This window comes from Gluconacetobacter sp. (assembly GCF_047721585.1).
In the GTDB taxonomy this organism is placed as follows: domain Bacteria; phylum Pseudomonadota; class Alphaproteobacteria; order Acetobacterales; family Acetobacteraceae; genus Gluconacetobacter; species Gluconacetobacter dulcium.
The window spans coordinates 18,025-41,925 of record NZ_JBDNXE010000009.1 but is presented as its reverse complement, the minus strand read 5'-3'; the positions used below and the strand labels follow the sequence as shown (position 1 = coordinate 41,925).

Here is a 23,901-nt window from a genome sequence, read left to right as displayed (position 1 = left end):
TCACGCGGTACCGTGCCGCGCATAAGCCAGCCCCCGGCGGATTGGCGTGATGCCGGGGGAGGCCCCGCCCCGTGCGGGCGGGGCCGTTCAGATCAGAGGGCGGCGGCGATCGCCTGGCCCAGGGCGCGCAGGCCCGAGGCCAGATCGCCCGAGAGATGCACCCGCAGCGCGCGCCGGCCGCGTTCGGCCAGCACGTCGAAATCGCCGCGCGCCTGTGCGGCCTTGACGATGCCGAACGTGTATTTCTCGCCCGGTACCGGCAGGTCGGCCACGTCGTCGGCCGTGATTTGCAGGAACACGCCGCTGTTCGGCCCGCCCTTGTAAGCCTGCCCGGTGGAATGCAGGAAGCGCGGCCCGAATTCGGCCGCCGTGGCCACCTTCAGCGCGTCGCGGATGGTCAGGCGGGTGGCCTGAATCCATTCGATCGTCGCGGCGTCGCGCTGCACATAGGCCAGCAGGCCGACATAATCGCCCGCGCCCACACGGCCGAAATGGGCCTTGAGGATCTCGGCCGTGGACGTGCCCTTGAGCGCCGCCGCGTTGGTGGCGTCGGCGAAGAAGGCGAAGGCGCCGTCGGTCGCGAACGGGGTTTCCGGCGGCAGCTTGCCCGTCTCGTTATAGGCGGTCGTCAGCTTCTTGGTTTCGATCTTGGACGCTTCGACATCCGGCTGGTCGAACGGGTCGATGCCGAGGATCGAGCCGGCGACGGCGGTGGCGAATTCCCAATGGAAGAATTCCTGCGCGATCTGGCGCGGATGGTGCAGCGTGATCGTGACCACCGGTTCGCCGGCCGCGATCAGGGCCTTGATCGCCTCGTCCTGCGCGGCGTCGGGCTTCGAGGCCAGACGCAGATAGGCGAAGACGCGATCCTTGCCATACAGCGCCGGGGCGCCCAGCGTTTCCTGATCGATGGGGACGAGGCCCTTGCCGATCTTGCCGGTCGATTCCGCGATGAGCTGTTCCAGCCACGCGCCCAGGTCGTGGATGCCGGGCGAGGCGACGATCGTCACCTTGTCGCGGCCGAACTGCGTGGCGGCCACGCCCAGCACGGTGCCCAACTGCACGCCCGGATTGAGCGCGGGCGGGACCGAGGCGGCGGAGGCACGGGCGCCGTAGAGCGCGCTGTCGAGGAAGGGCTTCAGCGCCACGCCGGCGGCAGCGGCCGGGACGATGCCGAAATTGGACAGCACCGAATAGCGGCCGCCGATTTCCTTCTCGCCGTAGAAGACCTTCCAGAAGCCGTCCTTCTTCGCGACATCTTCCATGTGCGAGCCGGGGTCGGTCACCGCCACGAAATGGCTGCCGACCTTGTCGCCCAGGACTTTCTTCGCGGCCTCGAAGAAATACGCCTTGAGGATGTTGGGCTCCAGCGTGCCGCCCGACTTGGACGAAACGATGAACAGGGTCTTCGCGAGATCGATCTTATTTTCGAACGCGCGGATCTGCTGCGGGTCGGTGCTGTCCAGCACGTAGAGGTGCGGGAAGCCCTCATGCTTGCCGAAGGTCTCGGCCAGCACTTCCGGCCCGAGGCTCGATCCGCCCATGCCCAGCAGCAGGATGTCCTTGAAGCCCTTTGCCTTCACCTCGGCCTGGAAGGCGTCCAGCGCGGCGAGGTCGGCCAGGCGGTCATCGACGATGCCGAGCCATTTCAGCCATTTGGCCTCGTCCTTGCCGGTCCACACCGTGGCGTCGCGCGCCCAGAGGCGGCGGACGGTGCCGTCCTTGCGCCAGTCTTCGAGGCTGGCCTGCACCGCCGCGTCGATCTCGGCGGGGAGGTCCAGCTTCGTTTCCGTCAGATGCGCGCCCAGCAGCGCGTTCTGCTTGCGCGCGACCGAGCCCAGCAGGTCGTCGAACGCATCGGCGAACGAGGCGACGCCTTCATCGACCAGGGTGACGGTGACGCCGGCCAGGTCCAGGCCCAGACGCTCGGCTTCGGCCATGACGTGGCGCGCGCCCTCGACATCCTCGGTCAGCGAGGCGCGGACCTTGCCATGGTCGCGGAAGGCGTCGAACGTCGCGGGCGGGATGGTGTTGACCGTCTCGGGGCCGATCAGTTCCTCGACATACAGCACGTCGCTGTACGCCTTGTCCTTGGTGCCGGTGCTGGCCCACAGCAGGCGCTGCGTCTGCGCGCCCAGTGCCGCCAGCTTCTGCCAACGCTCGGACTTCGTGACCTCCTGCCAATGGACATAGGCCATCTTGGCGTTGGCGATGGCGACCTTGCCGCGCAGGGCCTTCAGAGCCTCGGCGTCCTTGTCGCCGGCGGCGATGCGCTGGTCGATCTTCTTGTCGATCTTGCCGTCGATGCGGCTGACGAAGAAGGACGCGACGCTGGCGATGCCCGAAACCGGCAGCCCCTTGGCGTGGCGATCTTCCAGCCCCGCGATATAGGCTTCCAGCACCGCCTTGTAGGCGTCGAGCGAGAAGAGCAGCGTGACGTTGATGTTCAGCCCGTCGGCGATGACGGTGCGCACGGCGGGCGCGCCCTCGTCGGTGCCGGGGATCTTGATCATCAGGTTGCGGGCATCGACCGCCTTCCACAGGCGACGCGCCTCGTCGACGGTGCCGTGGGTGTCGCGGGCCAGGTAGGGCGAGACTTCGAGGCTGACATAGCCGTCCAGGCCCTTGGTCGCCTCGTAGACCGGATGCAGGACCTTCGCCGCCGCCTTGATGTCGTCGATGGCCATGGTCTCGTAGAGCGTGCCGGCATCGACGATGTGGTGGGACAGGATGTCCTTGTATTGCGGGTCGTAATCCGTGCCCTGGCCCATCGCCTTCTGGAAGATGGCGGGGTTGGAGGTGACGCCCTTCAGGCCGTCCTCGTCCACCAGTTTCTTGAGGCTGCCGTTTTCGGTGTACGACCGCTGGATGAAGTCCAGCCAGGGGGACTGGCCGAATGATTCGAGCGCCTTGAGCGGATTGGCGCTGCCCTGCACACCCGCCTTGTGTACGACGTTCATGGTGTTGCTCCTTCAGATTTCATGGCGGGGAAGGCCGGTCTGTGGCCGGCTTTCCCCGTCTCTTTCCGATCAATCCGGTCCGGGGCCGCTCCGTTGCCGGGGCGGCCACGGGTGATCATTTGGCCAGCAGCGCGCGGGCCTGAGCCAGCACGGCGTCGACCGTGAAGCCGAACTTCTTCAGCAACGCGCCGGCCGGGGCGGAGGCGCCGAAGCCGTGCATCGCGATGATCGCGCCCTGGAGGCCGACATAACGGTCCCAGCCGATGGGCGAGGCCATTTCGACCGCCACGCGGGCGGTGACGGACGGCGGCAGCACGCTGTCGCGGTAGTCCTGCGGCTGGGCCTCGAACAGGTCCCATGACGGCATGGAGACCACGCGGGCCTTCACGCCCTCGGCCTTCAGCGTCTCGTAGGCCGAAACCACCAGGCCGACTTCGCTGCCGGTCGCCATCAGGATGACATCGGGCGTGCCGTCGCTGTCGGCCAGCACGTAGGCGCCCTTGGCCAAGCCGGAGGCCGGGGCGTAGACGGTGCGGTCGAGCGTCGGCAGGTTCTGGCGGCTGAGGATCAGCACCGACGGGCGGTCGATCATCGGGATCAGCGTGCGCCACGCCTCGGCGACCTCGTTGGCGTCGGCGGGGCGGATGGTGGTGACGCCCGGCGTCGCGCGGAGCTGCACGAGCTGCTCGATCGGCTGGTGGGTCGGGCCGTCTTCGCCCACGCCGATCGAATCATGGGTGAAGATATAGACCACCGGCTGGTGCATCAGCGCCGAGAGGCGGATCGGCGGCTTCATGTAATCCGAGAAGATCAGGAAGCCCGAGCAGTAGGCGCGGATGCCCGACAGCGAGATGCCGTTGCAGATCGAGCCCATGGCGTGTTCGCGCACGCCGAAATGCAGGTTGCGCCCGCCATAGGTGCCGTTCCATTCCGGCGGCTGGAACGCGCCCGCGCCCTGGAAGGTCAGGTTGGTCTTGGTGGAGGGCGACAGGTCGGCCGAGCCGCCGATCAGCCACGGCAGGTTGGGCGCGATGGCGTTGAGCACCTCGCCCGAGCTTGCGCGCGAGGCCACGCCCTTGGGGTTGGCGTCGTAGGTCGGGATATCCTTGTCCCAGCCGGCGGGCAGGCGGCCGGTCAGGATGTCGTCCACCTCCTTCGCCAGGTCGGGATATTCCTTGGCGTAGGCGGCGTACAGCGCCTTCCATTGCGCGCTGGCTTCGGCGCCACGCGCACCCAGGCCCTTGCTGAAGATGTCCTGCACGCCGTCCGGGACGAAGAAGGGCGTGTCGTTGGTCCAGCCGTACGCCTTCTTGGCGCCCAGGATTTCCGCGTCGCCCAGGGGCTCGCCATGGGCGGCGGCGGTGCCGGCCTTCTTGGGGGCGCCGAAGCCGATGACGGAATGGACGATGATCAGGGTCGGGCGAGTGGTCTCGGCCTTCGCGTCGGCCAGGGCCGCCAGGAACGCCTTCTGGTCGTTGGCGTCGCGGACCTCCAGCACATGCCAGCCATAAGCCTCGAAACGCTTGCCGACATTCTCGGTGAAGGCGATGTCGGTCGAGCCTTCGATCGAGATCCGGTTGCTGTCGTAGATCCAGGTCAGGTTGCCCAGCTTGAGGTGGCCGGCGGTGGAGGCGGCCTCGCTGGCCACGCCTTCCATCATGTCGCCGTCACCGCAGAAGGTGTAGGTGTGATAGTCAAACAGGTCGAAGCCCGGCTTGTTGAAGCGGGCGGCCAGCCATTTCTCGGCGATCGCCATGCCGACCGAATTGCCGCAGCCCTGGCCCAGCGGGCCGGTCGTGGTCTCGACGCCTGCCGTGTGGTGGTATTCCGGATGGCCGGGGGTGCGGGAATCGAGCTGGCGGAACTGCTTGAGGTCTTCCAGCGTCAGCGCCGGGGCGTCCAGCACCTTGCCGTTCTTTACGTCGCGGACGCCGGCCAGATAGATGAGCGAGTAGATGAGCATCGACGCATGGCCGATCGACAGCACGAAACGGTCGCGATTCGGCCAGAGCGGGTCGGCAGGGTCGTAGCGCAACACGTTCTGCCACAGCGCGAACGCGGGCGCGGCCATCGCCATCGGCGTGCCCGGATGCCCGGAATTGGCCTTCTGGACGGCGTCCATCGACAGGGTGCGAATGGTGTCGATGCACAGCAGGTCCTCGGCGGACGGCCCAGCCGCCCCACCTTCGAACGCCCGGACGGGTTGGGTGATCATAGAACGCATTAAACCATCTTCTCCGTATGAGGTGATCGCGTCTCGCTCATCTGACCGGGCCTGGCGCCCGACAACCGCCCATGCGACAGCGCGCATGGCAACGGGCAAGATTCATCACGCGTGGGCGGAGGAAGGCCCGCCCACTGGGATCCTGTTCTTCATATTTTTGTCATCCGGTTATGGTCCTGATGGTCGGGCCGGATGAAGAACCGGGAGCGACCTTCTCACGGTCCCCCGCCCTCGGCAAGTCGCCACGCCGCACCGGGGCGGCCGTCGCCATTAGAGCGCCTCGTTGCCGCAGGTTTCCAGTCCCAGATATTCACGAATCCTCGACCGGTTTTCCGAAACGCGCCTTTTCCATGCGGGGCCGGACGCGCCATAAGAAGAAAGCACAAGGAGACCCCGCCCATGCCGCCATCCTCCCTTCCGGTGTCGGATCATTGCGACGGGCGCCGATTCTTCAACCCGTCCTCGATCCTGCCCGCGTCCCCTCAGCGCCGGCGCGTGGGGGTGGGGGAGATCCTGCGCTGGCAGTGGCGCCGGCGGCGGCTGCCGACATGGCCGACCCCGCCCGTGCCGACACCGGCGGGCGACCCGCAGGCCCTGCCCGCCCCCGGCACCGCCCATGTCACCTTCATCGGGCACAGCACCTTCCTGCTGCGCCTGCCGCGTGCCGACGGCACGGCGCTGACGGTGCTGACCGATCCGGTCTTCTCCGACCGCTGCTCGCCGGTGAGCTGGGCCGGGCCGCGCCGGGTGCTGCCGCCGGGGCGCAGCCTCGATGCCCTGCCCAGGGTGGATGTGGTGCTGGTCTCGCACTGCCATTACGACCATCTGGACCTGCCCAGCCTGGCCGCGCTGGGTCGGCGGGATGCGCCCCTGTTCATTACCGCGCCGGGCAATGCGCGGCATATCCGCAAGGCGGGCGCGCGGGCGATCGTGGAATGCGACTGGTGGCAGCACCATGATGTGGGCGGGATGCGCGTGACCGCCACCCCGGCGCGGCATGGGTCGGCCCGCACGCCCTTCGATGCCAACCGCGCGCTGTGGTGCGGATTCGATATCCGCCCGGCCGGCGACGGGCCTTCGCCCTCGGTCTTCTTTGCCGGGGACAGCGGGCATGGGCGCCACTGGGCGCAGATCGGCGCGCGGCTGGGGGCGCCGGATATCGCGCTGCTGCCGGTGGGGGCCTATGACCCGCGCTTTCTGATGGAGCCGGTGCATGTGACCCCGGAGGAAGCGGTTGCGGCCATGATCGACCTGGATGCGGGGCTGGCGGTCGGGATGCATTACGGTACCTTCCGCCTGACCGACGAGCCCTATGACGAGCCGCTGCGCCGGCTGGCCGCCGCCCGCACCGCCGCCGGAGTGGCGGCGGAGCGTTTCGTGGGGCTGGGCCATGGCGAGTGCCGTGTCATGACCCCCCGGCGGCCGGAGCGGCGCGGCCCTGCGCGGCAGGACCTCGCGCGGCAGGACGCCAGCGGCTAGAACCGCATCCAGATGACCGACAGCGAGGCCGCGATGACCAGCACCGATCCCGATACCCCGACCCACCCGGTGGATGAAGACGCCGCGTCCTTCACCCCCGAGCAGATCAGCCGCCTGTTCCTGGATGCCGCGCGCGATGGCCAGACCGACCTGGTGGCCAGCTTCCTGGCCGCCGGGATGGACCCCGACACGCGCAACGAGCGCGGGCATTCGGCGCTGATCCTGGCGGCCTATAACAGCCATGCCGACACCGTGGCCGCCCTGCTGGCCGGCGGCGCCAGCGTGGACCTGCGCGACGACAAGGGGGCGACCGCCCTGGCCGGCGTGGCCTTCAAGGGCGACCTGGCGGTGGCGCGGCAACTGATCGCGGCAGGGGCGGCGCTGGACGCGCCGAACCATGCGGGGCGCACGCCGCTGATCTTCGCCGTGATGTTCAACCGGGGCGCCATGGCCGCCTTCCTGCTGGAAAGCGGGGCGGACCCCGACCTGCGCGACGGCGAGGGCAACAGCGCGCGCCTGCTGGCCGCGCAGTTGGGCCTGGCCGACATCACCGCCCTGATGCCGGCCGCCTGAGCGCATATGCGCGCCGGCGGTGATCCGCCGCGCGCGTCCTGTGCTGCGGTGCGCTCGGCCACCAGGGCCGCTCCCGGACGGGCGTTTCCGTCCGGCGCGGGTTGGATTAGAACGAACATGCCCGGCGTCTTGCCGGGCCATTCCTTATCTTGCGTCAGCGGAACCCGTCATGAGCCGTTTCTGGAGCCCGATCGTCCACAGCCTGACGCCCTACGTCCCCGGCGAGCAGCCGAAGCTGGCGAACCTGATCAAGCTCAATACCAACGAATCCCCCTACGGCCCCTCGCCCGCCGCGCTGGCCGCGATTCGCGCCGCCGCCGACGATACGCTGCGCCTGTACCCCGATCCGGGGTCGGACCGGCTGCGCGCGGCCATCGCCCAGGCGCATGAGGTGGAGATGGAGCAGGTCTTCATCGGCAACGGCTCGGACGAGGTGCTGGCCCATACGTTCCAGGCCCTGCTGCAACACGACGCGCCGCTGCTGACGCCCGACATCACCTACAGCTTCTACCCCGTCTATTGCGGCCTGTACGGCATCGCGCACGAGCCGGTGCCGCTGGACGAGGCGATGCGCGTGGATGTGGACGCCTATCGCCGGCCCTGCGGCGGCATCGTGCTGCCGAACCCCAACGCGCCGACGGGCATTGCGCTGGGGCTGCACGAGATTGCAACCCTGCTGCGCGCGCACCCCGAGCGGGTGGTGGTGATCGACGAGGCGTATGTCGATTTCGGTGCCGATACCGCGATCGGGCTGGTGCACCAGTACCCGAACCTGCTGGTGGTGCGCACCCTGTCCAAATCGCACGGGCTGGCGGGGCTGCGCGTGGGCTATGCGATCGGCCAGCCGGACCTGATCGAGGCGCTGAACCGCGTGAAGGACAGCTTCAATTCCTATCCGCTGGACCGTCTGGCCCAGGCGGGCGCGGAAGCGGCGATCGCCGATCGGGAATGGCTTGCGCGAACCACGGGAAAGATCATAGATACGCGAAGCGGGCTGGTCTCCAGCCTGAACAGGCTGGGGTTCGAGGTTCTGCCCTCGCAGGCGAATTTCGTGTTCGCCCGCCACCCTGATCGTGACGCCGCCGCTCTGGCCGCCGCCCTGCGCGAGCGGTCGATCATCGTGCGCCACTTCAGGACGCCCCGGATCGCGGAATGGCTGCGCATTACGGTGGGCACCGACGAGGATTGTCGGAGCCTGGCCGATGCGTTGAAAGCCATCCTGAACCGAAACGCGGACTGACCGCCGATCCGTCACCGGATATGGGCCACATGGCCCCCGGTGGGGGCGCCGTGCGGCCAGGGACTTGTTGTACCCGCTTGTAGCCGTTCGTGCGTCTCGCGCGTTTCTTCACCTCTGTCCGGCCCTGCCCGGCCCTTTTTTCATTTTTGACATGGACACCACCATCATGCGCGCATTTCACGGCCAGATGTCCGACAACCAGCCGATCCGCCGCACGCACGCGGAAAAGCAGAAGCAGTTGCGCGACCTGCGCGAGACGCTCGCGACCATGAAGTCGCACACCGCCCCCACGCTGCGCGAGAGCGTGCAGAAGCGCATCCGCCAGCTTGAAGCCGAACTGGCCGCCGCCCCGGTATTGAAAGAATCCGGCACCGGCCCGCGCAACCCGCGCCCCGAAGGCCGCGGCCCCCGCACAGCCGGCGGCCCGCCCCGCCGCCCGCGTTCGATCTGAGTTAAAATAACGGGGCCGGCACGCTTGCCGGCCTCCCTCCCAGAGAACCTCCCTCCCAGAGAATGGGAAAAGGGTGCCCGGCACCGTGGGCTGGCGAGTGGGAGCGGCCCGCCAGGGCCGCGCCCGGCGTGTGTTTCCGAGCATCGCAGCGGAGCGGCCTTATGGGCCGTGAGCAGCGAAGCGCAGGAAACGCGCGTCGGACCACCGCCAGCGCGCGGTGACGGGCGCCCTTTTAGGTGACGCGGGGGAGGCTTCTGGCCCGGTTCCTGAGCACCTGCTCCTCGTAATCCATCTCCTGCATCAGGGCGGCTTCGGTCTCGTCGTTGATGTATTGCGCGTCGCGCAGGTTGCGCAGTTCGATCCGCGAGGTGCGCAGGTTGTTCAGCCGCAGGGCCAGTTCCAGGCGCATGCGGCGGATCGAGGTGATCTGCGCCGCGCTGGCCTCGCCATCGCTGTTGCGGCGGAGCTGGTTCAGCCGGTTTTCATATTCCTGCATCAGCCGGGCGATGATCTCGATCCGCATCTCGGCGGTTTCGTCGCGGCCCTTGCCGCGTGTGGCCAGGCTCTGCTGCTCGTCGCGCATGGCGCGCAGCATGGTGCGCACCAGCACCAGCCGCGCCCAACTGACCTCGCGCGCCTGGGGATCGACCGTGCCGTCCATCAGGCCCTTCGTCAGCCATGGCAGCGAGAAGCTGGCCGTGAGCAGCGAGACCAGGATGACCCCCACCGATACGGTGACCAGCACGTCGCGCGCCGGAAAGCCCGCCACGCCCTCGGCCGCCTGGGGCAGCGACAGCACCGCCGCCAGCGTGACGGCGCCGCGCACCCCCGCGACGGAGGCGACCAGCAGGCCGCGCCAGCCGGGCCAGCGGAACACGCCGTGATCGTGCCGCGACCGCCACGCCGCGATACCCAGGATCAGCGCCAGCCCGGCCACGCGCAGGATGCACATCGCCACATGGATGGCGACGATCAGCAGCAGCAGCATCCATGGCGAGCGGTCGGCCGCGCGCACCAGCGCCATGCCGTTGGTGGCCAGCGCCGGCAGTTGCAGGCCCAGCAGCAGGAAGATGACGGAATTGAAGATGAACCCGACCATGTCCCACATCGTGCGGGCCTGGAGGCGGGTGGTGATCTGGGTTTCCTGCAACACGCCCGTCAGCTTGATGGTCATGCCGCCGGCCACGGCCGCCAGGATGCCCGAGCAGCCCACCGCCTCGGCCGACATGTAGGCGGCGAAGGGCAGCAGCAGCATGAAGGTGATCTGGGTCGGCGGGTCGTCATAGCCGCGGGCGAGCAGGATCTTGTCCAACCGCGCCGCCGCCAGGCAGACCGCGATGCCGATCGCGATGCCGCCCAGCGACAGCAGGCTGAAGGTGGTCAGCGCGCCGCGCAGAGAGAAAGCACCGGTCATGGCGGCGACGGCGGCGAAGCGGAAGCAGACGAGGCCCGAGGCGTCGTTCAGCAGGGATTCGCCTTCGAGCATGTGAACGATGGTGCGCGGCACCGACGTGCCCAGCATGCCGCCCACCGCCACCGCGTCGGTCGGCGACAGCACCGCGGCCAGCGCAAAACAGACCGGCAGCGGCATGGGGGGCAACATGAAGTGAATCGCGTACCCGCACAGGATGGTCGTCGCCAGCACCATCGGCCCCGCCAGGGCGAAGATGATGCCGCGCAACTGGCCGAATTCGCGCATCGGCATATGAAACGCGTCGCGGAACAGCAGGGGCGGGATGAACAGCAGCATGAACATGTCCGGGTCCAGCGTGACATGCAGCCCGGCGATCGACCCCAGAACACCCAGGGCGATCTGCAATAACGGCAAGGGGATCGCCACCGGCAACAGGCGGACGGCAAGACTGCTGAAAGCCGCGACGAACAGCAGGATCAGGCTGAGGATAACGTCATGCATGGGCGGTCTTGGACTCGTTCCCCCCTTTCGGCGCGCGAGGCAGGCACCACCCCCGGTCCGAAGAGGGCGCACCATACACAGGCCCCCAAAGGCTGGCCACCTGAACCGCCATGACAGGATGGTGACAGAAAGGCACCACCGATGACCGACAAGGCGTCTCCCGCGCCGGTGGAACGGGCGATACAAGCGCCCACGGTACGGCGTCGGCAGCCCCCCTTCGCCTGCGACCAGGCCCTCCGGACCCGAGCCCTTCAGACCCGAGCCTTCAGACCCGAGCCTTCAGACCCGAGCCTTCAGACCCGAGCCTTCAGACCCGAGCCTTTCAGACCCAAGCCTTTCAGACAACGAGGACAGGCGACCATGTCATCCACCAATTCCGCCCTTCAGGCGCGGCGCGAGGCGGCGGTGCCGCGCGGCGTCGGCTCGGCCACCACCATCCACGCCGCCCGCGCGGACAATGCCGAATTGTGGGATGTCGAGGGCCGGCGCCATATCGATTTCGCCGGCGGCATCGCGGTGCTGAATGTGGGCCATCGTCACCCGAAGGTGATGGCGGCGGTGCGGCGGCAGCTCGACCTGTTCACCCATACCGCGTTCCAGGTCGCGCCCTACGAATCCTATATCGCGCTGGCCGAACGGTTGAATGCGCTGGCGCCCTTCCCCGGCCCGGCCAAGACCATCCTGTTCACGACCGGTGCCGAAGCCACCGAGAACGCGGTGAAGATCGCCCGCGCCGCCACCGGCCGCAACGGCGTGATTGCCTTTACCGGCGGCTTCCACGGCCGCACGCTGCTGGCCTCGGCCCTGACGGGCAAGGTGCAGCCCTACAAGGCGCCGTTCGGCACCATGCCCGGCGGCGTCTATCACCTGCCCTTCCCGGCCGGTGACGTTTCGGTTGCCGAGAGCCTGCGCGCGCTGACCCTGCTGTTCGCGGCGGATATCGACCCCGCGCAGGTCGCCGCCATCATCATCGAGCCCGTGCAGGGCGAAGGCGGCTTCCGCCCCGCCCCTACCGAATTGCTGCACGCCCTGCGCGCCATCTGCGACACGCACGGGATCAAGCTGATCGCCGACGAGGTGCAGACCGGTTTCGCCCGCACCGGCAGGCTGTTCGGCATCGAGCTTTCCGGCGTGGCACCCGATCTGGTGTGCGTGGCCAAGTCGCTGGGCGGCGGCCTGCCGCTCTCCGGCGTGATCGGCCGCGCGGACCTGATGGACGCCGTTGGCCCCGGCGGGCTGGGCGGCACCTATGCCGGCGCGCCGCTGGCCTGCGCCGCCGGGCTGGCGGTGCTGGACGTGATCGCCGAGGAAGGGCTGGTGGAGCGCGCCAACGTGATCGGCGACCGCATCCGCGACCGGCTGGACGCGCTGCGCGGCAAGCCGGGGCTGGTGCCGTTCAGCGCGCCGCGCGGCCCCGGCGCGATGGTCGGCTTCGATATTCTGGAAGCCGACGGCAGGACACCGTGCAAAGGTGGCGCCGGCACCATCTGCGCCCGCGCCGCCGAACGGGGGCTGATCCTGCTGTCCTGCGGCGTGCTGGGCGAGACCGTGCGCATTCTCGTACCCCTGACCGCGCCGGACAGCATAATCGACGAGGGGCTGGCGATTATCGAACAGGCGCTGGCGGGCTGAAGCCGCTGCCGTCTTTTCCGAAGGCCGACTACGGGACGGACAAGCGGGCTCACGCTCCGGCTGCGTCGTCCCACCGGGCGCAGAAAGCCTCCATGTCTTCCGACTGGAAGCTGTCCAGGCGGTCCATGATCACGGCGGCCGGCCAGTTCCACCAGGCGATCCGCTCCAGCCTCGCCGCGATGTCGCGGCTGAAACGCTCGCGGATCGGGCGGGCCGGCACGCCGCCGACGATCGTGTAGGATGGAACGTCGCGGGTGACGACGGCGCCGGCCGCCAGCACCGCGCCGTCGCCGATCGTGACGCCCGGCAGCACCACCACGCCATGGCCGATCCAGACATCGTTGCCGACATGCACGCGGCTTTCGCGACGCTGGCGGAAAAATTCCTGGTCGCGTTCGGCCTCGGGCCAGTAATATTCCGGGCAATAGGTGAAGCGATGCATCGACGGGCGGCCGATCGGATGGTTGGGCGCACCGATGCGCACATCCGCCGCGATGGCGCAGAATTTTCCGATTTCGGCATCCGCGACCGTGCTGCGCTCGCCCAGATAGGAGAAATCGCCGATTGTGCAATATTCGAGAAACGCGCCTTCCAGGATCTCGCAATACTGGCCGATGACCGCCTGCCTGAGCCGGACCGTGGGATGGACGATTGTTTCCGCGATCTTGGGCCGCACCGTGGAATCCTGTGTCATGCTTTCTTCTCTCCTCCCTGTTTCGCCAGTCCGCCGGCGACAGCCACCGCGCGGGTGGATGCCTGCCGGACGGCCTGCCGGATTTTAGAAACGGGCGTCCAGCCGCCCGAAATAATATCCGCCGGTGATCGGAACCTGGACCGAATCCTGATCGTACTGGCTGCCTTCGGCGACCTTGAGTTCCTGCGGGACCTTTCGCGGCCGGATGTTGAAGATGTTGTTGGCGCCGATGGCCACATGCAGGTGCTGGTTGATCTGGTAACCGACCTGCAGGTCGGTCAGCCAGCGCGGCGTGTTGTTGAACGGCGCGAAGCAGGTGCTGGAATAGCGCAGGGCGCCGCCGCCCGCGCAGGTCGCCGAAGCCGGTGTCCAGTCCTGATATTCCAGCATGTCGGTGGTCTGGCCGTAGCGGGTCTGCCGCAGATTGATATCCCACCGGCCGACATTCCAGCGGGCATCGAGGATGATCTTGCTGCGCGGGTAGGCGGTCGTCAGATAGCCGATCGCCTGGTCGTTCAACAGCGGCTTGCCCAGGGACGACAGGCCGTTATGGTGCAGGCGGGTGCGGTTCAGGTTCAGCGCCATGCTCAGGTTCAGATCGCCGTATTCGTGGAACCTGAATGTGTAATCGGCCTTGATGTCCAGGCCCTGCGTACGGGTGCTCGCACCGTTGGACAGGTAATAGGCGTTGAAATCCGACACCTTGGTGGCGGCGGCCGGGATGGCGAAACCGAAATTCTCGATCGCTTCCAGCGCGGTGACGCCGGACACCGTTCCGCCCTGCACGAAGCGGTCGCGCAGGTTGATCTGATAGACATCGGCCTCGACATGGAAACCGTCGACCGGTTCGGTGACGATGCCGGCGCTGATGCTGGTCGAACGCTCGGGCTTGAGCGGCGACGCGCCGAGGATCTTCGCGGCGGCGGAATTGACCGGCAGCAGGCCGCGCACGCTGTCGGTATAGACATTCATGCGGCTGAAATGTTCTTCCTGCAAGGTGGGTGCGCGGAAGCCGTTGCTGATCGTGCCACGGATGGCGATGCGCCGGGAAAAATCATAGCGGGCCGAGATCTTTCCGGTCTCGGTATCCTGGGTGTCGGTATAATATTCGTAGCGTCCGGCCAGGTCGATCTGCAGGCGCTTCATCGGATGCAGGTTGACGTCGACATACCCGGCCCAGACATCACGCGACCATTTTCCCGCACTCTGCGGCGGGATGCCGGCATGCCCTTCCGCACCGCCTGTCTGGTAGGAATCGGGGTTGCCGGACACGAGTTGATATTCGTCATACCGCTGTTCGGCGCCGAAGGAGAGCCCGATAGGGAAGGAATGCCCGACCATGAACTGGCGGCGGAAATCGAGATTGTTGGTCCACTCGGCGCTTTTTTCGGTGTAATCCCAGAATGTCTTGGGCGAATAGCCGCAGCCATTGGCCGAATAGCGGGGAGACGCCGTGTCGGTCGCGTTGCAGTTCGACGCGAACATGCCCAGATTGACCGAGCTTTTTTCCGAAATCCGATCGGAATCCGCCCCCCAGGTCGAGGACAGGTCCCAGTCGAAGCCGAAGAGATGGCCGCCCTTGAGGCCCATGGTGGCGGAATAGTCGTTCTCGTCGATCTGGGTGATCGGCTCCACGCCGTTGGGATACATGGCCACGGCGCCGGGCGCCCAGTCGAGATCGGGGTATTCGTAGCCTTCCAGGATCTCGGCATGGCGGTGGGCATAGACGATCTGGCCGTAGAGGGAGATGTTGTCCGTCAGCGGCTTTTCGAAATCAATGCCGAGATTCTCGCGCGTTTCCTCGGGCGTGTTGGAGTAGTTGTTGACCTTGCCGGTATTCGCCTTCGCGCCCGGCACCACGCCGGCATAGTAGCCGGAGGTATCGGCGCCGGCCGGCCAGTAACCCAGCATGCCGTGATCGGGCGAATAGGCCACCATATGGTCGGTATGGTACATCTGGCCACTGAGATGGATGAAGCCGTCATGGCCCAGCTTCAACCCGCCATCGGCGGCGAACTGATACTGCCAGCCATCGCCGCTATAGGCATTGGCGCCCGTCTGGCTGCTCAGCGTCAGCCCGTGATCCTGCTTCTTGGTGATGATGTTGACGACGCCGGCGATGGCGTCCGACCCGTACATCGCCGCCGCGCCGTCTTCCAGGACCTCGATATGGTCGATCATGTTCGCGGGGATCATGTTCAGATCGACCGAGGAGGCGGCGAATTCCGGACCCGCCTTCTGCACGATGTTGGCCGTGCCGTGGCGGCGCTTGCCATCGACCAGCACCAGGACCTCGTTGGGGCCGAGGCCGCGCATTTCGACGAACGAGGTCAGGGCGTTGGTATTATGCCCGCGCGGCGTGACCTCGATCGACGGGTAGGTGCGCGTCAGCGCGTCGGACAGGTTGAGGAACCCTGACTGCGTCAGGGTTTTTCCCGACAGGACCACCACCGGGCTGATGCTCTCGCGTGCCCGTACGTTGGAGGCACGCGTGCCGGTGACGATCACCTGCTCGTCCCTGGCCGGGGGCGGGGCGACATAGCGGTCGGCCGCGTTGGCAACCGCGCGGCGCGCCGCCGGTGCGGCGGCATGGCCGGATGCGACCGGACGGGGCGCCGCCGCCGATGCCGATGCCGCCACCGGGCGGGTAGCGTGGTGCCGGCCGCGCGCCTTCGCCGCCGCCTTGCCCGGCGACGGCGCGGACAGGGCGGGTGATGCCGTTGCGGGCGTGGCCGCGCGTGCCGCCCCGATCATCAATGGCAGAGGTGTACAAGCAGACGTCGCGACCAACATAAACACGGCCCTGCGCATCAGAACTCTCCATATATAACGTAATAAATGAAAGGATTTCGATTTGGACCGACCGGAAAATACGTGGGCGCATGAAGTTGTGCATGAAGATTTTGTTAATATGGATTTATTACTATATAAATCTCCCTTGTTGTCTATTGCGGACAACAAGAGCATGTTGTCTAATCTCTCTTCTTTCACATAAGTTTAATTATTTAATCCGGCATTTGTTCTGTTTTATTGGCCTCGCACCCGATCCGTTTTTTTGCGTGCCATCTGGCATGCACCTGCTTTTCGTGAGGTCACGATGACCGCTGATTCATCCGCGCATTCCGCGCGCCAGTCCTGGCTCGGCATTCTCGCCCGTGCCGACGCCGGGCTTCTGCACCGGCATCTTTCGCAAACCGACCCGCTGCCGTCGTTCGTCCATCTCCGTCAGCCCGAAATCGGGCTGACGATGGTGCGGGGGCGCGTCGGCGCGGAGGGCGAGGGTTTCAACCTGATCGAGGCGACGCTGACCCGCGCCAGCATCGTCGATGACGAGGGCCATACCGGCCACGCCTATGTGCTGGGCCGCGACGAAGCCCGCGCCGTCGCCATCGCCCGGCTGGATGCGGCGCTTCAGTCCGACACCCGCCATGCGGTGCTGATGGCCTCGGTCGTCGATCCGCTGGCCGCGATCGAGGCGCAGCGGCGCGCGGCGATCGAGGCCCGCGCCGCCGGCACGGAAGTCCGCTTCTTTACCATGGCAACGGGGCGCTGATGTCTGTTCTTCTTCCGGGCCTTGCGGATTCGCACATGGCCCAGGCCACGTTCCGCGCCATTCTCGACGCCGTTGCCCATCCCGGCCGACGTTACGGCCTGCCACGGTTGGCGCAGGCGCCGGGCAGCCTTTCCCCGGCCGCCGCCATCACGCTGCTGACGCTGGTGGACGCCACCACGCCGGTCGCGCTGCCCGAGGCCGACCGCGATACGGCGGCGTGGCTGACATTCCATACCGGCGCGCCCGCGGCCCCGGCCGAGGCGGCGGCGTTCGTGCTGGCCGGACCGGCCCATGGTTCCGCCCGGCCCGTGCTGGCGTCGCTGCGCCAGGGCACGTTCGATGCGCCGGAGGCAAGCGCCACCCTGCTGCTCGACATCGCATCCATGACCGACGGCGCGCCGCTGACGCTGTCGGGGCCGGGCATTGCCCATACCCAGACCATCGCCCCCACCCTGGATGCCGCGTTCGTGGCGGAATGGCAGCAGCAGGGTGCGCTGTTTCCGCGCGGGGTCGATGTGTTTCTTCTGTGCGGCGCCGAGATCGTCGGCCTGCCGCGCAGCACCTGCATCACGGAGGCCTGACCATGGCATTTGTCGCGACCAAGGGCGGCGAAGACGCGATCGCCGCCGCCCATGCCTGGCGCGCCGACCGGCGGCGGGGCGACGGCGAAGGCTGCACGCTGCGTCAGGCGACCACCAGCTTCGGCCGGGCCATCGACCGCGTGATGGCCGAAGGCGCGCTCTATGACCCCGACCTCGCCGCGCGGGCGCTGTTGCAGGCCGAGGGCGACCTGGTTGAAGCCGCCTTCCTGCTGCGGTCGTACCGGGCCACCCAGCCGCGCCTGGTCGATGCCCGGCCGATCGATACCACGGCGATGCGCGTCCAGCGCCGGGTGTCGGCGATCTTCAAGGATGTGCTCGGCGGGCAGCGGCTGGGTCCGACCGCCGATTATTCGCACCGGCTGTTCGATACCGGGGAGACGGCGCCCGAGTCCGAATCCGCGCCCGCCCCGGTGGCGGCCGAGCCCGTTGCCCCGCTGCCCGGCGCGATGGGCATTCTGGGGGGCGAGACGCTGCTGGAGGCCATTCCCGCCGCCGGGCACGACGCCCCGCCGGCCGACCTGACCACGATGCCGCTGGATTTTCCGGCCTCCCGGCCGATCCGGCTCCAGGCCCTGGCGCGGGGCGACGAGGGGTTTCTGCTCTCGCTGGCCTATTCGACCCAGCGCGGCTACGGCAACACGCACCCGTTCGTGGGCGAGTTGCGCATGGGCGAGGTCGCGGTTTCGGTCGTGCCGCCCGAACTGGGCTTCGCCATCGAGATCGGCGACATCGTCGTGACCGAATGCCAGATGGTGAACCAGTTCACCGGGTCCAAGACCGTGCCGCCGCAATTCACGCGCGGGTATGGGCTGAGCGTGGGCCATGCCGACCGGCGCGCCATGTCGATGGCGCTGGTGGAACGCGCCCTGCGCGCCGACGAACTGGGCGAGGCGACCGGCAGCCCGGCGCAGGACCCGGAATTCGTGCTGTCGCATTGCGACAATATCCAGGCGACTGGCTTCGTGGAGCATCTCAAGCTGCCGCATTACGTCGATTTCCAGAGTGAGCTGGAAATTATCCGCGCCATTCGCCGCCAGGCCGACGAACAGCGTGCCGAAGACGGGACGGACCGCAAGAAGGAGGATGGCGATGATCGCGTATAATTTCGCCTATCTCGACGAACAGACCAAACGCGGCATCCGCCGGGCGCTGCTGAAGGCCGTGGCGATCCCCGGCTGGCAGGTGCCCTTCGCCAGCCGCGAAATGCCGCTGCCCTATGGCTGGGGCACCGGCGGCATTCAGGTGACCGCCGCGATCATCGGGCAGGACGACCGGCTGAAGGTGATCGACCAGGGCGCGGACGACACGACCAACGCGGTCGCCATCGCCTCGTTCTTCCGCCGCATGACCGGGGTGGAGACCACCACCCGCACGGCGGAGGCCACGATCATCCAGACGCGCCACCGCATTCCCGAGCAGGCGCTGACGGAAAACCAGGTGATCGTCTATCAGGTTCCGCAGCCCGAGCCGCTGTGGAAGCTGATCCCGGAACGCCCGGTCGCGCGGCGCGCCCATGCGCTGAACGATTACGGCATGATGTATGTGAAGCTGTACGAGGACATCACCCGCTTCGGCCGTGTCTCCAGCGCCTACGACCATCCGGTGATGGTCAATGGCCGGGTCCTGATGTCGCCCAGCCCCATTCCCGCCTTCGACAATCCCAAGATGGACGCCATGCCCGCCCTCCAGCTTTTCGGCGCGGGGCGCGAGCGGCGCCTGTATGCCGTGCCGCCCTACACGCCGGTGCGCTCGCTCGATTTCACCGACCATCCGTTCCATCCCGGCCGGGCGGACGGCACCTGCGCCTTCTGCGGCAGCACGTCGAGCTATCTGGACGAGATCATCATCGACGATCACGGCACGCGCCGCTTCCTGTGCTCGGATACCGATTACTGCGCCAGCCGGATCGAAGAGGCCGAACGCCGGGCCGAGGAGGGCGGACAATGAGCCTTCTTCTGGAAGCCCGTTTCCTGAACAAGCGGTTCAGCAATGTCGATGCGCTCGACAATGTCTCGCTGACCGTCAACCGGCGCGAGATCCTGGCGATCGTCGGCGAGAGCGGGTCGGGCAAATCCACCCTGCTCGCCACGCTGGCCGGCCTGTCGCCCGCCGATTCCGGCCATGTTCTCTACCGCGACGCGGAGGGGCCGCACGATATCGCCGCGATGGACGAGATGCGCCTGCGCCGGCTGCAACGCACGCGCTGGGGCTATATCCACCAGAATGCCCGCGCCGCCCTGCGGCTGGATGTGACGGCGGGCGGCAATATCGGCGAGCGGCTGATGATGAACGGCGCCCGCGATTATGGCGAGATCCGCGAGACCGCCGCCCGCTGGCTGGATGAAGTGGAGATCGGGCGCGAACGGATCGACGACCTGCCGATGCATTTCTCGGGCGGGATGCTGCAAAGATTGCAGATCGCCGCCACGCTGGTCACGAATCCCGAACTGATCTTCATGGACGAGCCGACCACCGGGCTGGACGTTTCGGTGCAGGCGCGCATTCTCGACCTGATCCGCACGCTGGTCCATCGGCTGCATGTCGCCGCCATCATCGTGACGCACGATCTGGGCGTGGCGCGCCTGCTGGCCGACCGCACGGTGGTCATGCAGGGCGGTGCGATCGTCGAACAGGGCCTGACGGACCAGGTGCTGGACGACCCGCATCACCCCTACACGCAACTTCTCGTCTCATCGGTGCTGCCCTCATGACCTCCCACCAGAATGGCTGGGCCATCGACGCATCCGGCCTGCACAAGCGTTTCGTCCTGCATCTGCAAGGCGGGCTCGCGCTCGATGTCCTGCGCGGGGCCAGCCTGCGGGTCCGGCCCGGCGAGTGCGTCGCGCTGGTCGGCCCGTCCGGAGCGGGCAAATCGAGCCTGATGCGCGCGCTCTACGGCAATTACCGCGTCGATTCCGGCGCCGTCCGCATTCGTCATGACGGCGCGATGGTCGATATCGCCACCGCGTCGCCGGGCGAGATCCTGGACGTGCGCCAGCGCTCGCTGGGGTATGTCTCGCAATTCCTGCGGGCCATTCCGCGCCTGAGCGCGCTGGATGTCGTCGCCGGGTCGGCCGTGGCGCGCGGCATGAACCTGGAAAAGGCCCGGCGCCACGCGGCGGCGATGCTGGAGCGGCTGCGCATTCCCTCCGCCCTGCATGCGTTGCCGCCCGTTACCTTTTCCGGCGGCGAGCAGCAGCGCGTGAACCTGGCCCGCAGCTTTATCTGCGACTGGCCGACGCTGCTGCTGGACGAACCGACCGCCTCGCTCGACCCCGTCAGCCGCGACTGCGTCTGCACCCTGATCGCCGAAGCCTGCGCGCGGGGCTCGGCGATCGTCGCCATCGTCCATGACCATGCGCTGCGCGAGCGCATCGCCGACCGTACCGTGCTGCTGGAACGCGGCGCGACCATCGAAGAAAGCCAGCCATGACCCTGCTGACCAACGCCCGGATCGTCCTGCCCTGCTCGGTCGTCGAAACCGAACTGCATTTCAGCACCGACGGCCTGTCCGCGCCGGGCGCCTTCGTCCCGGCCGCCAGCACGGATGCGACCGTCATCGACTGCGCGGGCGATTACATCATCCCCGGCATCATCGACCTGCATACCGACAATCTGGAACGCCAGGTCCTGCCGCGCGTCAATGCGCGCTGGCCCTCCCGCTCGGCCTTTCTGGCCCATGACGCGCAATGCGCCGTGGCCGGGGTGACGACCGTGTTCGACTCGCTCAGCCTGGGCGACATCAACGGCCGCGACCGCATCCAGACCTACGAGGACGGAATCCGCGATCTGGTCGAGTTGTCGGAAGCGGGAGCCTTGCGCGCCGACCATCTGCTGCATTTCCGCTGCGAACTGATCGCGCCCGACATGCAGCCGCTGTTCGAGATGGCGTTGCACGATCCGCGCATGACCTCTCTGCTGCGGCTGGCCAGCCTGATGGACCATTCGCCCGGCGTCGGCCAGTACGCCGATATCGCGCGCTGGCGGGCCGGCCGGGCCAAGGAGGGCATGACCGAGGCCGAAATAGACGCCATGCAGGCCCGCGTCGCGGCCGAACGCGCGCATCATCTGGAAGCCAACCGCGCCTATGTCATCGAATACTGCCGCGCCCACGGCATCACCCTGGCCTCGCATGACGACCGGCTGGAGGAAGAGGTTGCGCGCAACCACGAAGACGGGATCACGATTGCCGAATTTCCCGTTTCGCTGGCCGCCGCGCGGGGTGCCCATGCCCTGGGCATGGATGTGATCGCCGGGGCGCCGAATATCGTGCGCGGAGGGTCGCACTCCGGGAACGTCAATGCCATCGACCTGATCCGCGCGGGCCTGGTGACGGCGCTGGCGTCCGATTACGTCCCGTCCGCGATGCTGGAGGCCGCTTTCGCCTGCGTGGCGCAGGAGATTCTGCCGGTGCCCGAAGCGATCGCGCTGGTTACCGACGGGCCGGCCCGCATCGTCGGCCTGCATGATCGGGGGCGGATCGAGGCCGGGCGGCGGGCCGACCTGGTGCAGGTCCGGCTGTATGACGGCCTGCCGGTCATTCGCCGCGTGTGGGTGGGAGGGCATCGTGTCGTCTGACACCGGCGCCCGCTACGCCCTCTATTACGCGCCGGAGCCGTCTGACGCCCTGTGGCGCGCGGGGTGTGCCTGGCTGGGGCGCGACCCGGCGACCGGCCTGCCGGTCGAGATGCCGGGTCTGGCGCGGCGTGCCCCGCTGACCCGGTCGGCCACCCGCTACGGCTTCCATGCCACGCTGAAGGCCCCGATGGCGCTGAACGGCCCCGTCACGGCCTTTCTGGACGATGTGGCGGCCTTTGCCGCCTCGTCCTCGCCTTTTGCTCTGCCGGCGCTGCGTATCGTGGAGGAAGGGGGCTTTACCGCCCTGCGGCCGGCCGCACCCTGCCCGGCCTTGCAGGCGTTCGGCGACGATTGCGTGCGGGTCTTCGATACCCATCGGCGACCCGAGGACCCGCAGCGCACCGCAGAGCGCGCCTGGCGCTGCACCGACCGGCAGAAGGCGTTGCTGCATCGGTGGGGATACCCCTATGTGTTCGACGAATGGCATTTCCACATGACGCTGGCCGACAGCGTGCTACCGCCGGATATCCGGGGCGAAATGGAGGCGCTGTTCACCCCCGCGCTGGCGCGGGAGCGCATGGTCGCCTCGCTGTGCGTCTTTCACGAGCCCCGGCCCGGCGCGCCCTTTACCCTGCTGGCGCGCTGCGCGCTGGAGGGCGGGGCATGAGGACGGGACGCCTGGTCCTGGTCACCGGCCCCTCCGGCGTGGGCAAGGATGCCGTGATCGGGTACGCCCGCGCCCGCCTGGACGGCCGGGACGACGTGCTCTTTCCCCGCCGCATCATCACCCGCCCCGCCGACGCGACCGAAACGCCCGATACGATGGACGACGCGCGCTTCGACCGGGCGGAAGCCGACGGGCATTTCCTGGTCGCCTGGCGCGCGCATGGGCTGGCCTACGCGCTGCCGGCGTCGATGGCGCAGGATATCGCGCAGGGGCGGCAGCTTGTCGCCAATGTCTCGCGCGGGATCGTTGCCGAACTGCGCGCGCGCTTTCCCTGCTGCGTGGTCGGCATCGACGCGGATGCCGACCTGCGCCGCGCGCGGCTGGCGACGCGCGGCCGCGAGACGGCCGCCGCGATCGACGGGCGGCTGAAACGGGCGATGCCCGCGACCTGCCTGCCCGACATATCCATTCGCAACGAGGGCGAACTGGCCGAGGCGGGCGAACGGCTGGTCGCGCTTATCGAGGACTGGCGTCGTGCATGATGTCCGTCATGTCGGGCTGGAGCAGTTCGAAGACCAGTTGCATGCGCCGGGCCGGGTAGTGGCCGATCGACAGTTCGATCGGGCGGCCCGCCGGGGTGACGTTGTAGCCCACGGTGCGCAGCAGCGGATCGGTCGGCTCCATGCGCAGCAGCGACGCCTCGTGCGAGTCCGGGCAGCGGGCCGTGACCTGCGTGCGCTGACGCAGGCTTTCGATACCCAGGCCGTTGAGTGCGCCGGTAATCGAATCCTGCGCCTCCAGCGCCGCCAGCAGCCCGTCATGCAACGCCGCGTCGAAAACATGCCGCGAGTAGGAGACCGGCCGTTCGTCGGCATATCCCACCCGTTCCAGCAGGATGACCTCGCGCGGCGCGCCGAGGGCCGCCTGCACGAGCGCGCGGTCGGGGACCTCGTCGGCCGGCATGCGCCGCAGGACGAGCTTGCGACGGGCCGCGTGGCGGTTGACGCCCTGCATCCATTCGCTGAAGCGGGGGCGGGCATGAATCCGGTATTCCACCGGATCGTCGCTGACGAAGCTGCCGCGCCCCTGCTCGGTACGGATCAGCCCGGCATTGGCCAGTTCCTCCAGCGCGCGGCGGATGGTGTGGCGGTTCAACTGAAAATGCCGCGCCAGGTCATGCTCGGTCGGCAGCTTCTTGCCGGGTTCGTAGATCCCGCCGCGAATGCCCTCGGTCAGCGCAGTGGCCACTTCCCGCCAGCGCGGAACTTTTTCTGTCATCTGCCAAAGCCTCGAGATCGACGCACGGTACGACACGCACCGCGACATAGTTTCA

Annotated in this window: 20 protein-coding genes; 14 read left to right on the top strand and 6 right to left on the bottom strand. The window is 67.8% G+C overall.

Features of this window, described 5'->3' with window-relative positions; genetic code table 11:
• Window positions 1–92: 92 nt before the first annotated feature.
• Entirely contained in the window at window positions 93–2,960 is a 2,868-nt protein-coding gene (locus ABF821_RS03620) for a bifunctional transaldolase/phosoglucose isomerase (protein WP_415529055.1), read from the bottom strand.
• A 115-nt stretch (window positions 2,961–3,075) separates the two neighbouring features.
• Window positions 3,076–5,184 (bottom strand): transketolase, encoded by a 2,109-nt coding sequence (gene tkt, locus ABF821_RS03615; RefSeq protein WP_415529054.1) that lies wholly within the window; start codon window positions 5,182–5,184, stop codon window positions 3,076–3,078.
• A gap of 399 nt (window positions 5,185–5,583) precedes the next feature.
• Between tkt and ABF821_RS03610 the strand changes: the two genes are divergently transcribed.
• From ABF821_RS03610 to ABF821_RS03595, 4 genes are all read left to right on the top strand, one after another.
• Window positions 5,584–6,663 (top strand): MBL fold metallo-hydrolase, encoded by a 1,080-nt coding sequence (locus ABF821_RS03610; RefSeq protein ID WP_415529053.1) that lies wholly within the window; start codon window positions 5,584–5,586, stop codon window positions 6,661–6,663.
• Between the two features lie 33 nt (window positions 6,664–6,696).
• Window positions 6,697–7,236 (top strand): ankyrin repeat domain-containing protein, encoded by a 540-nt coding sequence (locus tag ABF821_RS03605; RefSeq protein ID WP_182973290.1) that lies wholly within the window; start codon window positions 6,697–6,699, stop codon window positions 7,234–7,236.
• A 169-nt stretch (window positions 7,237–7,405) separates the two neighbouring features.
• Complete coding sequence (gene hisC, locus ABF821_RS03600) at window positions 7,406–8,476, top strand: histidinol-phosphate transaminase (protein ID WP_415529052.1); 1,071 nt, start codon at window positions 7,406–7,408, stop codon at window positions 8,474–8,476.
• Between the two features lie 166 nt (window positions 8,477–8,642).
• A complete protein-coding gene (locus ABF821_RS03595; protein ID WP_114726080.1) occupies window positions 8,643–8,927 on the top strand; it encodes a hypothetical protein in 285 nt (94 codons plus the stop codon).
• Between the two features lie 232 nt (window positions 8,928–9,159).
• On the opposite strand, the gene ABF821_RS03590 is transcribed toward ABF821_RS03595, so the two are convergent.
• Entirely contained in the window at window positions 9,160–10,842 is a 1,683-nt protein-coding gene (locus ABF821_RS03590) for a Na+/H+ antiporter (RefSeq protein ID WP_183008353.1), read from the bottom strand.
• Between the two features lie 360 nt (window positions 10,843–11,202).
• Between ABF821_RS03590 and gabT the strand changes: the two genes are divergently transcribed.
• Window positions 11,203–12,474, top strand: a complete 1,272-nt coding sequence (gabT, locus tag ABF821_RS03585) for a 4-aminobutyrate--2-oxoglutarate transaminase (protein WP_415529051.1) — start codon at window positions 11,203–11,205, stop codon at window positions 12,472–12,474.
• Window positions 12,475–12,523: 49 nt separating this feature from the next.
• On the opposite strand, the gene ABF821_RS03580 is transcribed toward gabT, so the two are convergent.
• Together ABF821_RS03580 and ABF821_RS03575 are read right to left on the bottom strand one after the other, a co-directional pair.
• Window positions 12,524–13,168, bottom strand: a complete 645-nt coding sequence (locus tag ABF821_RS03580) for a DapH/DapD/GlmU-related protein (RefSeq protein WP_415529050.1) — start codon at window positions 13,166–13,168, stop codon at window positions 12,524–12,526.
• Window positions 13,169–13,252: 84 nt separating this feature from the next.
• Window positions 13,253–15,922 carry a TonB-dependent receptor plug domain-containing protein gene (locus ABF821_RS03575; protein WP_415529049.1) on the bottom strand — a complete coding sequence of 890 codons (2,670 nt, stop codon included), beginning with the start codon at window positions 15,920–15,922 and terminating at the stop codon, window positions 13,253–13,255.
• Between the two features lie 343 nt (window positions 15,923–16,265).
• Here ABF821_RS03575 and phnG point away from each other — a divergent pair, with 343 nt between their 5' ends.
• From phnG to phnN, 9 genes are read left to right on the top strand one after another with little or no spacing between them, the layout of a single operon-like run.
• Window positions 16,266–16,721: a phosphonate C-P lyase system protein PhnG gene (phnG, locus tag ABF821_RS03570; protein WP_183008349.1), complete on the top strand. Its 456-nt coding sequence runs from the start codon at window positions 16,266–16,268 to the stop codon at window positions 16,719–16,721.
• A gap of 35 nt (window positions 16,722–16,756) precedes the next feature.
• A complete protein-coding gene (gene phnH, locus ABF821_RS03565) occupies window positions 16,757–17,302 on the top strand; it encodes a phosphonate C-P lyase system protein PhnH (protein ID WP_415529048.1) in 546 nt (181 codons plus the stop codon).
• A 2-nt stretch (window positions 17,303–17,304) separates the two neighbouring features.
• The gene (locus ABF821_RS03560; RefSeq protein ID WP_182973243.1) at window positions 17,305–18,426 is read left to right on the top strand and encodes a carbon-phosphorus lyase complex subunit PhnI; all 1,122 of its coding nucleotides are present in this window, start codon (window positions 17,305–17,307) and stop codon (window positions 18,424–18,426) included.
• Complete coding sequence (locus ABF821_RS03555) at window positions 18,413–19,270, top strand: alpha-D-ribose 1-methylphosphonate 5-phosphate C-P-lyase PhnJ (RefSeq protein ID WP_415529047.1); 858 nt, start codon at window positions 18,413–18,415, stop codon at window positions 19,268–19,270. The genes ABF821_RS03560 and ABF821_RS03555 overlap by 14 nt, the downstream gene beginning before the upstream one ends.
• On the top strand, window positions 19,267–20,034 hold the full coding sequence (gene phnK, locus ABF821_RS03550; protein ID WP_182973241.1) for a phosphonate C-P lyase system protein PhnK: 768 nt from the start codon (window positions 19,267–19,269) through the stop codon (window positions 20,032–20,034). Before ABF821_RS03555 ends, phnK begins: the two co-directional genes overlap by 4 nt.
• A complete protein-coding gene (gene phnL / locus ABF821_RS03545; protein WP_415529046.1) occupies window positions 20,031–20,756 on the top strand; it encodes a phosphonate C-P lyase system protein PhnL in 726 nt (241 codons plus the stop codon). Before phnK ends, phnL begins: the two co-directional genes overlap by 4 nt.
• Window positions 20,753–21,901 (top strand): alpha-D-ribose 1-methylphosphonate 5-triphosphate diphosphatase, encoded by a 1,149-nt coding sequence (locus ABF821_RS03540; RefSeq protein ID WP_415529045.1) that lies wholly within the window; start codon window positions 20,753–20,755, stop codon window positions 21,899–21,901. Before phnL ends, ABF821_RS03540 begins: the two co-directional genes overlap by 4 nt.
• A complete protein-coding gene (locus ABF821_RS03535; RefSeq protein ID WP_415529044.1) occupies window positions 21,891–22,568 on the top strand; it encodes a DUF1045 domain-containing protein in 678 nt (225 codons plus the stop codon). Before ABF821_RS03540 ends, ABF821_RS03535 begins: the two co-directional genes overlap by 11 nt.
• Window positions 22,565–23,110, top strand: a complete 546-nt coding sequence (gene phnN / locus ABF821_RS03530; protein ID WP_183008342.1) for a phosphonate metabolism protein/1,5-bisphosphokinase (PRPP-forming) PhnN — start codon at window positions 22,565–22,567, stop codon at window positions 23,108–23,110. Before ABF821_RS03535 ends, phnN begins: the two co-directional genes overlap by 4 nt.
• On the opposite strand, the gene phnF is transcribed toward phnN, so the two are convergent.
• Window positions 23,085–23,846, bottom strand: a complete 762-nt coding sequence (gene phnF, locus ABF821_RS03525; RefSeq protein ID WP_182973236.1) for a phosphonate metabolism transcriptional regulator PhnF — start codon at window positions 23,844–23,846, stop codon at window positions 23,085–23,087. The genes phnN and phnF overlap by 26 nt on opposite strands.
• Window positions 23,847–23,901: the final 55 nt, after the last annotated feature.